The 11,422-nt window shown below is 65.7% G+C and carries 9 protein-coding genes and 1 pseudogene; 4 read left to right on the top strand and 6 right to left on the bottom strand.

What is annotated here, in order from left to right:
- Positions 1 to 15: 15 nt before the first annotated feature.
- Entirely contained in the window at positions 16 to 744 is a 729-nt protein-coding gene (locus AC11WY_RS14680; protein ID WP_482926788.1) for a DUF4336 domain-containing protein, read from the bottom strand.
- Positions 745 to 902: 158 nt separating this feature from the next.
- Entirely contained in the window at positions 903 to 2,480 is a 1,578-nt protein-coding gene (locus tag AC11WY_RS14685; protein ID WP_482926790.1) for a lysine--tRNA ligase, read from the bottom strand.
- Positions 2,481 to 2,596: 116 nt separating this feature from the next.
- Here AC11WY_RS14685 and AC11WY_RS14690 point away from each other — a divergent pair, with 116 nt between their 5' ends.
- Positions 2,597 to 3,019, top strand: a complete 423-nt coding sequence (locus AC11WY_RS14690; protein ID WP_482926793.1) for a tellurite resistance TerB family protein — start codon at positions 2,597 to 2,599, stop codon at positions 3,017 to 3,019.
- Between the two features lie 38 nt (positions 3,020 to 3,057).
- On the opposite strand, the gene dacB is transcribed toward AC11WY_RS14690, so the two are convergent.
- On the bottom strand, positions 3,058 to 4,536 hold the full coding sequence (dacB, locus tag AC11WY_RS14695; RefSeq protein ID WP_482926795.1) for a D-alanyl-D-alanine carboxypeptidase/D-alanyl-D-alanine endopeptidase: 1,479 nt from the start codon (positions 4,534 to 4,536) through the stop codon (positions 3,058 to 3,060).
- 52 nt (positions 4,537 to 4,588) lie between these two features.
- On the bottom strand, positions 4,589 to 5,182 hold the full coding sequence (locus AC11WY_RS14700; RefSeq protein WP_482926797.1) for a nicotinate-nucleotide adenylyltransferase: 594 nt from the start codon (positions 5,180 to 5,182) through the stop codon (positions 4,589 to 4,591).
- Positions 5,183 to 5,351: 169 nt separating this feature from the next.
- Between AC11WY_RS14700 and AC11WY_RS14705 the strand changes: the two genes are divergently transcribed.
- From AC11WY_RS14705 to AC11WY_RS14715, 3 genes are all read left to right on the top strand, one after another.
- A complete protein-coding gene (locus AC11WY_RS14705) occupies positions 5,352 to 6,590 on the top strand; it encodes a glycosyltransferase family 87 protein (protein WP_482926799.1) in 1,239 nt (412 codons plus the stop codon).
- A gap of 85 nt (positions 6,591 to 6,675) precedes the next feature.
- Positions 6,676 to 8,331, top strand: coding sequence for an energy-dependent translational throttle protein EttA (gene ettA / locus AC11WY_RS14710; protein ID WP_482926801.1), 1,656 nt, complete (start codon positions 6,676 to 6,678; stop codon positions 8,329 to 8,331).
- A 227-nt stretch (positions 8,332 to 8,558) separates the two neighbouring features.
- Complete coding sequence (locus tag AC11WY_RS14715) at positions 8,559 to 9,107, top strand: hypothetical protein (RefSeq protein ID WP_482926803.1); 549 nt, start codon at positions 8,559 to 8,561, stop codon at positions 9,105 to 9,107.
- A gap of 76 nt (positions 9,108 to 9,183) precedes the next feature.
- Here AC11WY_RS14715 and AC11WY_RS14720 read toward each other — a convergent pair.
- Together AC11WY_RS14720 and AC11WY_RS14725 are read right to left on the bottom strand one after the other, a co-directional pair.
- A pseudogene (locus AC11WY_RS14720) lies at positions 9,184 to 9,363 on the bottom strand (REP-associated tyrosine transposase); the annotation flags it as partial.
- Between the two features lie 92 nt (positions 9,364 to 9,455).
- The gene (locus AC11WY_RS14725) at positions 9,456 to 11,102 is read right to left on the bottom strand and encodes an IS1634 family transposase (protein ID WP_482926805.1); all 1,647 of its coding nucleotides are present in this window, start codon (positions 11,100 to 11,102) and stop codon (positions 9,456 to 9,458) included.
- Between the last annotated feature and the right edge of the window lie 320 nt (positions 11,103 to 11,422).

The raw sequence follows: 11,422 nt of genomic DNA on the forward strand, positions 1-11,422 counted from the left end.
AATTCGCGTTAGCGGCTACGCCCGCGCCCAGCGAAACGCCCGTCGCAGTTCCGCCACCCCGTCGCGGTCGTACCAGCGGCCGTGCGCCAGGATCACCCGCTCGGGCGCCCAGCCGATCATCTGCTCCACCGCCGCACGCAGTTGCGGCCTGCCACGGCGGAACGTCCGGCGCAGGCGGATCGGCGCCTTGCCGTCGGGGTCCAGAACGCCGGCCAGCCGCGCGAGCCAGCGGAACCGGCGCGACAGCCGCGAGGCTTCGAAATTCTCGATCAGGTCCGTCAGCACCAGCGTTCGGCTGCGGGGGTGGAAGAACACCACCTCCTGATGCTCCGGGCTGCCGGGCACGATCATCTGGTCGATCTGCCCCGCCCACGCCGACGGGGCATCCGCGCCCAGATCGCGGTCCCACCGCACCGCTGCCCCGCGCTTCGTCGCGGGATCGCGCACACCGGGCGCGGCCCAGGCGATCGTGCCCGGCACCGCCGCCTGCCAGCCCGGCAGGCCCAGATCGTGATCCCGGTTCGGCGAGACCAGGTGCCGGATCGGCCCCAGAACCCGCAGGTCGCGCGCCAGCCAGTGCGAATAGGCGATCGGCGAATGCAGGAACAGATCGCCATTCGCCAGCCGGATCACCGTCATCCGGGTCGGAAACGGCATCCCATGGAAGCGCACCGCCGGACCATCGACGATCCAGACATCCGGCGCGACCGGTTTCAGCGCGCCCAGCGGCGCGTAATCCTTCACCCGATCAATCCCCCGATGTTCCGTGCGCGAGATGCGCCAAGCCGATCCCCGCGCACCGGAGATCGCTGACTTGTTCAGACATCCAACATGTGGCGAAAAGGGTGCGCCCCGAACCCGGCCGGGTCAACCGCCCGGCGCGGCAATGGGCAAGCCTCCGCTCAGGCCAGCCCGCCCGCCAGCCCCTTCTCGATCAGCGCGATGGTCTCGGCGACGCCGTAAAGCGCGATGAACCCGCCGAAACGTGGGCCCTGGCTGGCGCCCAGGAAGACCTCGTAGAGCGCCTGGAACCAGTCGCGCAGCGGGTCGAAGCCGTGCTCCTTGCCGACAGCATAGACGATGCCCTGCAACTCTTCCGCATCCAGCCCGCCATCCCAGGCTTTCAGCCGCGCCACCAGGTCGGCCATCGCCGCCCGTTCCTTCTCGGTCGCCAGGCGGAACACCCGCGTCGGCGCCACGAAGTCGCGGAAGTAGCGCACCGCGAACGCGGCCGCCTGATCCAGATCGGGGTTCGCCTCGGGGTTCGCCTCGGGCGCATAGCGCCGGATGAAGCCCCAGAGGCCGGATTTGTCGGTCGCCCCGGCGACGCTGGCCAGGTTCAGCAGCATCGCGAACGGCACCACCATGTGGCTTGCCGGAGGATGGCCGCCGTGGATGTGCCACACCGGGTTCGCCAGTTTCGCGGCGTCGTCCTGATCGCGATAGGCGCGCAACTGCTGGTGATATTCGTCCACCGCCTTCGGGATCACGTCCCACGACAGCCGCTTGGCGGTTTTCGGCTTCAGGAACATGTAATACGACAGGCTCTCGGTCGAGGCATAGGTCAGCCACTCGTCAATCGTCAGCCCGTTGCCCTTCGACTTCGAGATCTTCTGCCCGTTCTCGTCCAGAAACAGCTCATAGGTGAAATGCTCGGGCTTCTCGCCGCCCAGCACCTCGCAGATGCCGTCATAGATCGGCGTGTTGGTGGAATGGTCCTTGCCATACATCTCGAAATCGACGCCCAGCGCCGCCCAGCGCGCGCCGAAGTCGGGCTTCCATTGCAGCTTCACGCGCCCGCCGGTGACCGGCAGCGTCTGCTCGTCGCCATCCTCGTCGTCAAAGGTGATGGTGCCCGCCACCGCGTCGACGTGCTTGATCGGCACATAAAGCACGCGGCCCGACTTCGGGCTGATCGGCAGGAAGCAGGAATAGGTCTGCTGCCGCTCCTCGCGCAACGAGGCCAGCATGATCGCCATGATCGCGTCATACCTCTCCGCCGCCCGCAGCAGGATCGCGTCCATCTTGCCGGTCTTGTAATACTCGGTCGCGCTGGCGAATTCGTACTCGAACCCGAAGGTATCGAGGAACCGGCGCAGCATCGCGTTGTTGTGGTCGCCGAAGCTCGCGAATTCCCCGAACGGGTCGGGCACCGAGGTCAGCGGGCGCTGCAGATGCTCGCGCAGCATGGTCGGGTTCGGCACGTTTTCGGGCACCTTGCGCATTCCGTCCATGTCGTCCGAGAACACCAGCAGCTTCGTCGGCAGCTCCGAGATTTCCTGAAACGCGCGCCGGATCATCGAGGTCCGCGCCACTTCGCCGAAGGTGCCGATATGCGGCAGGCCCGAGGGCCCGTAGCCGGTCTCGAACAGCACATAGCCCTTTTCGGGCGGCGCCTTTTCGTACCGTTTCAGCACACGGCGCGCCTCTTCGAAGGGCCAGGCTTTCGAGGTCATCGCGGCGTCGCGAAGAGCGGACATGGGCGCATTCCCGGATCGGTGGGCCGGGCCCCGTGCCCGGCAACCCCCGTCTCCTATTGCCCACACCCCCGCGCGTCAATATTCTGCACCGCAACAAACGCCGGAAGGACAGACCGATGAGCTTCGACACCGCCTCGATGACGTCGCAAGACAGCCTTGTTGCTCTGATGATCGCTGTCTCTGCTTCGAACGAGACGATCCGCACGGCGGAACTGGTGATGATCCAGGGCATCGTGAACCACCTGCCGGTGTTCGCAGGCTACGATCCCGATCGCCTGCGCCGCGTCGCGCAGGTCGTGTTCGACCTGTTCGAGGAGGAAGACGGCCTTGACGCCCTCTTCGGCCTGATCCGTGATGCGCTGCCCGAACGGCTTTACGAAACCGCCTACGCGCTGGCCTGCGACGTGGCCGCCGCCGACGGCAAGCTTGGCCAGACCGAGTTGCGGCTGCTGGAGGAAATCCGCGAGGAATTCAACATCGACCGCCTGCACGCCGCCGCGATCGAGCGCGGGGCGCGGGCGCGGTTCATGCGCGCCTGACCCTCAGGCCCCGGTTGCGCATCAGGCGCACCTGACCCTCAGGCGTCGTATGCCTTTGCCCAGCGTTGCAGCAGCGCCTGCTGCAACCCGTGCGCCCGCCCGACCCAGGATCGCACACCGGCGGGCTCCTCGCGGTCCTCGCGCGGAATGGCCGCCGCGCGCGCCACATCGCCCGTCAGGATCGCAAAGATCAGCGCCCGCCCCTTCGCCGTCGTCTCATAGCCCGCGAGGTTGGAGACGAAATTCAGCGTGCCGCTTTTCGCGTGGATGTTCACCGGGCTGTCCTTCACCCAATTCCCCTTGGCGTCGCGCAGCGGAATCGGCTTCAGCAACCCCGGCAGTTCGCCGCCCGCGGCCGCGCGCAACAGCGTCACCAGATCGGTCGCCGTCACCCGGTTCTCGGCGTTCAGGCCGGAATGGTCGCGCAGCTTCACCGAAATGCCGAACCGGTCGCCCGCCCAATCGGTCATCCGCGCCGCCGAGGCGGCAAGGCTGTCGATCGGCCCGCCGCGCTTCTGGCTCGCCGTCAGGCCGATGATCTCGGCGGTTACGTTGGTGGAATACTTCAGCATCTCGCGCAGGATCGCGCGCAACTCATCGCTTTGATGCTGGGCGAGAATGTCGCCGGACGGCACGCCATCCGCCAGTTGTGGCACGGCCAGCGCGATCCCCTGCGCCGCGGCTAGCCCCCGGAACACGTCGCCCGCATAAGGCCCGGGTTCCCGCACCGGCAGCCAACGGCTGCCGCCCTTGCCCAACGCGCCCGCCGCGACGGTCCAGCGTTCGACGCCGTCCTGCCGGGCATAGGTGTATTGCGGCCCCGCCCGGTCGGCGATCGCCATCTGCGCCACGCTGACCGGCGCGTTGTAACGATCCGCCCGCGCATCCATCGTCAGCGCCCAGCCCGCGCCCTGCTTCGCCCAGCCGAAATAGACCCGGTTGAAGTTCAGGTTCAGCCCGCCGATGCCCGGATTGTAATCCACCTGATCGGGCTGGTCGGGGTCGATCTCGTCGATTTGCGGCAACGCCCCGCCCGCCACCAGGAACCGTCCGCTGACCGCGCGCACCCCGGCCGCCTTCAGCGCCGCTGCCATGTCGCCCAGATCGTCGGTGGTCAGCGTCGGATCGCCGCCCCCCGCCAGCACCAGATCACCCTGCAATGTGCCGCCCGTCACCGGCCCGGTGCCGATCAGCCGCGTTGAAAAGCGATAGTCGCCCCCCAGCATCTCCAGCGCATAGACCGTGGTCAGCGTCTTCGCCACGCTCGCGGGCGGCAGCGGATCATCGGCCCCCGCGCTTTCCAGCACCTTGCCGCTGGTCGCATCGACGACCAGATAGCCGACCCTGCCACCCAGCTTCGCCGCCGCGACCAGCGTCTCGGCCGCCTGCACCGGGGCGGGCACGCCCGGCAGCGTTTCGGGCCGCGCCTTGGGCGTCACCTTGGCCGTCACCGGCAGCGCAACGCCCGCCAGCAGCGCGCCCAGCACCCAGCGCCGCGATAGGTTGATGCCTGTCATGCCCATGCCTCCCAGAAAACCAGACCGCGCCCGATCGGGCAACCCGCGCCGCTCACCGCTGCCACTCGCCGCGTGCGCGGATCGCGCTGGACGACAGGTCCACCTTCGGCACGTCGAGATAACACCAGGCCGGAGGCGTCCGCCATGCCAGCCCGCGCGCGGGCACCCGGTACGCGGCAAAGCACCGCGCCGCCGGGGCAACTCGCGCCTTCAGGTCGATCCCCGGCCGCGCCAGCACCGCGACCGGCACATGAGTCAGGATCCAGCGCCAATGGTCCCAGCGGTGGAACTGCGCCAGATTGTCCGCCCCCATCAGCCAGACGAAACGGACGCCGGGATAAAGCGCCAGCAGCCGCTCCAGCGTGGCGGCGGTAAAGCGCGTGCCCAGCCGCGCCTCCAGATCGCTGACGACCACGCGCGGATCGTCCATCACCGCCCGCGCGCGCGCCATCCGCCGCGCCATCGGCGCAGGCTGCTCGCGCTTCAGCGGGTTGCCGGGCGACACCAGCCACCAGACCCGGTCCAGCCCCAGCCGCCGGATCGCCTCGCGGGTGATGTGCGCATGGCCAGCGTGGGCCGGATCGAACGACCCGCCCAGAAGGCCGATGACCATGCCCGGCGTCGCCAGTGGGAAACCCTGTCGCATGCGCGCAGTGCTACCCGATCCCGCGCCCCTGGGGGAGACATAAAAGCGTCATCTCCGCCCCGACCCGCCTGACGCTCGTGGTCCCGAAGCCGCCCCGACCACGCCATGCTGATACCACAAACGCCCGGCACACGGGGTCTGGTAGCAAGACAGCCCCGGAGGAGTCAGCATGACCGGCGCAAGCATTCCGTCCCGACGGGACAGGCTCGTGTCATCGGTCGCGATGGCTTTTCTTCTGGTGCTGGTCGCCGGGATGCTGCGAAACGCCATCGACTTCAGTGGCGTCAACGGGTCGGTCGACGGCCTCCGCTACGTCGACTTCGACGTGTTCCATCTGGTCGGGCGGATGGCCTGGCGCGGCGCGGTCGATCAGTCCTATTCGATCCCGACGTTGCTGACGGCCGAAGCGGCCGAAAACAGCCTGCACGCGCAGATGCCCTGGACCTATCCGCCGCAGTTCGACCTGATCGTGGCTCTGCTCGCGCTCGTCAACAAGGGCGTGGCCTACCTGATCTTCATCGGGGCGAGTTTCGGCGCCTACCTCTGGGTCTTGCGGCGACTGGCCGGGCCCCGCTTCGCCGAGGCCGTGATTGCCACCTTTCCCGCCCTGATGGTGTGCATCGTCGTCGGCCAGAACGGCTTGCTGACCGGGGCGCTGGTCGGGGCCTTCGCGCTGGCATCGCTGCGCGGCCGAACCATCGCGGGCCTGCCGCTCGGCCTGATGGTGATCAAGCCGCATCTCGCGGTGGGACTGACGGTGATGATCCTGGCGCGGCGCTCCTGGGGCGTGCTGGCGCTCGCGGCCGTCGTCACGCTTGCCAGCGCCGCAATCTCGACGCTCGCCTTCGGTCCCGGCATCTGGGCCGCCTTCCTCGCCGGGGTGCACGACGCGGGCACCTACCTGCGGCAGGGCGCCTACCCGATGTACCGCATGACCTCGCTTTACGCCGCCGCCCGCACCTTGGGCATCCCGGCCGATGCCGCCTTCGCGCTACAGGTGGCGGGGGCGCTGGCGGCCTGCGCGGTGACAGCCTGCGCCGCCCTGCGGCGCTGGCCGGCGCGGCAGCAGGTTGGCATCGCGCTTCTCTGCACGCTCGCCATCAGCCCCTACAACTACGATTACGACATGCCGATCTTCGGCCTCGCGGCGGCGCTGCTGGCGGCCGACGTGATGCTGCGCGCCACCCCGTGGGAGCAGGTGCTGCTTCTGGCGCTCGCCTGGCTGTCGACCGGGTGGTGGATCGTCGTCACGGTGACCCACCCGACCCACCAATTGAACCAGGATCAGATCGTCACCGTCTCGGGCCTGGCCTATGTCCTCCTCATCGCGCAGACCCTGGTGATCCTGCGCCGCGCCGCCGCCCCGGCCCGCAATCCGCTGCCGGAGCCCCTGACCGGCACCGTCTGATCGCGCGTCGCCGCGTCTCGACGTTGCCCTCGCGGCGCAGACCGGTTAAACGCGGGGTCATCCCTGAATCCGCGGAGAGAGCATCATGGCCGCCTATCAATACGTCTACCACATGGATGGCGTCTCCAAGACCTATCCCGGCGGCAAGAAGTGCTTCGAGAACATCCGCCTGAACTTCCTGCCCGGCGTCAAGATCGGCGTTGTCGGCGTCAACGGCTCGGGGAAATCCACCCTGATGCGGATCATCGCCGGCATCGACACCGATTTTCAGGGCGAGGCCTGGGCCGCCAAGGGCGCCCGCGTCGGCTACCTGCCGCAAGAACCCCAGCTTGACGAAAGCCTGAACGTGCGCGGCAACGTCATGCTCGGCGTCGCGGTGAAGCAGGCCAAGCTCGACCGCTACAACGAACTGGCGATGAACTACACCGACGAGACCGCCGACGAGATGTCGCGCCTGCAGGACGAGATCGACGCCGAGAACCTGTGGGATCTCGACAGCCAGGTCGACGTGTCGATGGAGGCGCTGCGCTGCCCGCCCGACGATGCCGATGTCACCACCCTCTCGGGCGGCGAGAAACGCCGCGTCGCGCTCTGCAAACTGCTGCTCGAAGCGCCCGAGATGCTGCTCTTGGACGAACCCACCAACCACCTCGACGCCGAAAGCATCGCCTGGCTGCAACAGCACCTGATCGACTACGTCGGCACCATCCTGATCGTCACCCACGACCGTTACTTCCTCGATGACATCACCGGCTGGATCCTCGAACTCGACCGTGGCCGCGGCATTCCCTACGAAGGCAACTACACCGCCTGGCTCGAACAGAAGGCCAAGCGCCTGCTGCAAGAGGCGCGCGAAGACAAGTCCAAGCAGAAGGTGCTGGAAAAGGAACTCAACTGGATCCGCGCCGGCGCCAAGGCCCGCCAGGCCAAGCAGAAAGCCCGGATCACCAAGTATAACGAGATGGCGGGCCAATCCGTGCGCGAACGCATCTCGACCGCCCAGATCATCATCCCCAACGGCGAACGCCTCGGCGGCAAGGTGATCGACGTCGTCGGCCTGAAAAAGCACATGGGCGACAAGCTTTTGATGGAGAATCTGACCTTCTCGATCCCGCCCGGCGCCATCGTCGGCATCATCGGCCCCAACGGCGCCGGTAAAACCACCCTCTTCCGCATGATGACCGGGCAGGAACAGCCCGACGAGGGCACCATCACCCTCGGCAACACCGTGCAACTCAGCTACGTCGACCAGTCGCGCGACACCCTCGACCCCGCCAAGAACGTGTGGGAGGAAATCTCCGACGGCCTCGACATCATCGCGCTCGGCGACGCCGAAATGAACTCGCGCGCCTATGTAGGCGCCTTCAACTTCAAGGGCACCGACCAGCAAAAGAAGGTCGGCCTCTTGTCGGGCGGCGAGCGGAACCGCGTCCACCTCGCCAAACTCCTGCGCTCCGGCGGCAACGTCCTGCTGCTGGACGAGCCGACCAACGACCTTGACGTCGAAACCCTCCGCGCCCTCGAAGACGCCATCGAAGACTTCGCCGGCTGCGCCGTCGTCATCAGCCACGACCGCTTCTTCCTCGACCGCCTCTGCACCCACATCCTCGCCTTCGAAGGTGACGCCCACGTCGAATGGTTCGAGGGCAACTTCGAAGCCTACGAAGAAGACAAGGTCCGCCGTCTCGGGGCGGACTCGCTGGAGCCGAAGCGGGTGAAGTACAAGAAGTTCACCCGCTAGCCCGCGCCTCCCCCCACAACTGTCACCCCCGCGAAAGCGGGGGCCTCCCCCCGCGGCGTAGGGCGGGGTTCACCCCGCCACCCCACGCCCCAAATTCCGCACCCAGATCCGGAACGGTGGGATACCGCTCGCTCTTCTGAAATGGATATGGGAGGCAGCCGCCAACAATTTGTTGAAATCTTGGCACAACACGATATCGTCATCCGGATTTTGGCCAGAACGCGTAGGTGCTCGCAATGCCGTTTGTATTAGCATTTTGGTTTTGCGTCGGGTTTATATATTTCAAGGTCGCGTGTGATTATATGTTTTTTGTCGGGCTCACTGTTTTTGCAGATTTTGTTGTTTCTGCGTCTCTCTCAATTGTAATTTTCTTCGCTTCGCTTTCCTATGCCAGAGCCTTGATATTTCGCGCTGGAGGAGCGGAACATCCACGTGTTCCTCGCAGTCGCGCCATTGCGCTTCTTATACCAAGAGTGCTGCTGGTGTTGTCGGCGTTTGCTCTTCTCTCTCGAATAGAAGTTTTTGGGTTTTCCAAGGAACTGAGCAGAAGTATTGAAGTGTTTGGATATGATGGTAACATTTCAACTGAAATCGTCACGTTTATTGTCATATTCTCAATTCCAATTGCGCTCCACTTCATGACCGTTGTCTTTGGAGCAAACCCATGGATCGAACAAACCGCCTTCACAGCAGAAAAAACGACGCGGCCGATAGAGAAATACCGACCGCAAAAGAGCGAGTTTGCGAAGACCCTCGATGACGATAAGCAAGCGTAGGGTGCGTGCTCGCACGCACCATTCGACGCACGAACTATTCCCAACACACCCGGATCGGTGCGTGAAATCACGCACCCTACCATCGTCCCGCCGCAATCTCCCGATGCACCGATGAATACGGCCAATCTTCCGGCCGGTCGACAAACCCGTGCTTCACCGGGTTGATATGGCAATACCGCACATGCGCCGCGAAATCGTCGTCATCCCGGATATGGTGCTCCCAAAACCGGCGCTGCCAAATCCCCCGCTCCTGCCGCACTTCATGGCTCCCCATCTTCGACAGCTACGGCGATAAGTGATTGATTTTATTATGGCCGAAGGGGCGAAAATGTAACTACATGAGGTCTGTCAGGCGGGTTTTGGCAGGTTTAGGGTGTCGAAGAGCTCCAATTGTTCGGGGCTTGGGGTGGTGATGCCTTCGAGCTTTCGATCCGCGATCCTGGCCTGATGGCGATGGATACGTGCCAGCAGATCAAGCGCGGTGCGTGGACTGGCGGTGTGGCCCTTGGCCTTCAGCCGCATGCGCATGACGCGGTAGAGCACGAGGGCCAGGAAGCAGATCAGGGCATGGGCGCGGATGCGGTCCGGCAGACGGTGGTGGACCGGCGCGATCTCGATGTCGGATTTCAGGACGCGGAAGCCGCGCTCGATGTCGGCGAGGCTTTTGTAGCGGGTGACGGCCTCTGCCGGGGTGAGATCGGGCGCGTTGGTCAGGAGGGCCAGCTTGCCATCGAAAAGCTCCGCCGCGGCAATTGCGTCTTCATCGAGCGCCCAGGAGAACCGGTCGGCGGCGTAATCGGCCTTGATGAAGCGAGTGAGTTCGGCTTCGGCCACCGCCCGGGCGAAGCGACTGTAGGCGCCCCGGTCGGAGGCCCGGCGGCCACGGGCGGTTTCCCCGGCATCCTGGGCGTCGAGCCGTGTCACCATCTTCTCGGCCATGGCGTCCAGTTCCGCGATCCGCGCCCGCCGCCGGGCGGACTGCAGGGCCGCGTGGGTCGGATCATGCGCCACGATCAGCCGGTGGCCGGCGAAGGTTGCCTCGGCGAGCCCCTCCTCGGAGAAAGCGAGCCCCCGGAAGGTCTCGGCCAGCTCGCCGTAACGCCGGGCTGGCACGGCGAGGATGAACTCAAGCTTGCGACCGCCCTGATCGGCAAGCGCGGTGAGTTCACCAATGTTGTCGAGACTCAGCAGGCCGCGATCGGCCACCAGGATGACCCTTTGCACCGGGAAGCGCTGCAGCACCACCTTCAGCATCGCTTGCAGCGTCTTGGTCTCGGCCATGTTGCCGGGGTGAACGGTGTGCATCAGCGGCAAGCCTTCGGCGGTTTGCACGACGCCGAGGACAAACTGCCGGGCGATGCCGCCGGTCTCCTTGTTCAGGCCGAAGGCGCGCAAATCGTCGTCGACCTCCCCCTCGCCATGGATGCGCACGGTGGTCAGGTCGTAGAAAACAATGGCCAGATCCTGATCCACGAGGGGGCGGATCTGACGGGCAAGTTCGATCTCCACGACCTCGGCATGATCCATCAGCGCATCCATGGCGCGCAGCAAATGCTGATGGGTCACACCCTCGGGCATTGCGGGCATGGCCACCGTCTCCAGCCAACGCAGGCAGCCCAGCTTGCTGTCCGGAGCGCAGAGGCGGTTAAAGACCATGGCGCGGATCAGCGCCTCGGCATCGATCTCGCGGCGCCCCGACCGCAATGCGCGGCTCAGGGCGCGGTCGAAGCCGAGGTCCTTCCAAAGCTCGTGCAGCGCGAACACGTCGCCAAAGCCGAGGGCGGCCTCATAGGTGATCTCGGCCGTCGCAGGCTCGACACGTCCCGCAGCCCGGCTGAGCCCTCTGATGAGTGCGTCAAGCTGTCCATCCTTGATCTCGTCGACTCGCCCGAGATTGGCCACCACGCGCAGCCGCGGCTTGCCGGCCTCGTTGCGGAAGGACTCGACAATCTGCAGATAGCGGCGACCGCCATTCTCGGTGATACGCGTGAACATGGAATGCAGGATATCCGCGCTAACTCATGCTTACAAGGCGACAAATCAAATCGGCATGTAACTACACGGAATCCGCCGAAAACGGCATCCACCGATGCCTAACGCATTGAAAATGCGTGACCGACCCCCTGCGAAACCGCGCGCATCCGACCCACAGTTGTCGAACTTCGGAGTCCCGGCCCCCCGAGTGGGGTGAGCCCCGCCGAGGAACTGGCCGCTAACCGGAAGGCAGGGTCATGGCGCAGCGCGTCGGCATCGTCGTGGTCACGCCAGCCCTGTGCCGACAGCAAGACCGAGGTCCGGATGAGCGAGGCAAGGTC

Source organism: Solirhodobacter sp. (genome assembly GCF_964715405.1).

What these genes read in the sequence shown, in the direction of transcription:
- AC11WY_RS14685 (WP_482926790.1), bottom strand. Translation starts at nt 2,480, where the DNA reads ATGTCCGCTCTTCGCGACGCCGCGATGACCTCGAAAGCCTGGCCCTTC.
- AC11WY_RS14690 (WP_482926793.1), top strand. Translation starts at nt 2,597, where the DNA reads ATGAGCTTCGACACCGCCTCGATGACGTCGCAAGACAGCCTTGTTGCT.
- dacB (WP_482926795.1), bottom strand. Translation starts at nt 4,536, where the DNA reads ATGACAGGCATCAACCTATCGCGGCGCTGGGTGCTGGGCGCGCTGCTG.
- AC11WY_RS14700 (WP_482926797.1), bottom strand. Translation starts at nt 5,182, where the DNA reads ATGCGACAGGGTTTCCCACTGGCGACGCCGGGCATGGTCATCGGCCTT.
- AC11WY_RS14705 (WP_482926799.1), top strand. Translation starts at nt 5,352, where the DNA reads ATGACCGGCGCAAGCATTCCGTCCCGACGGGACAGGCTCGTGTCATCG.
- ettA (WP_482926801.1), top strand. Translation starts at nt 6,676, where the DNA reads ATGGCCGCCTATCAATACGTCTACCACATGGATGGCGTCTCCAAGACC.
- AC11WY_RS14725 (WP_482926805.1), bottom strand. Translation starts at nt 11,102, where the DNA reads ATGTTCACGCGTATCACCGAGAATGGCGGTCGCCGCTATCTGCAGATT.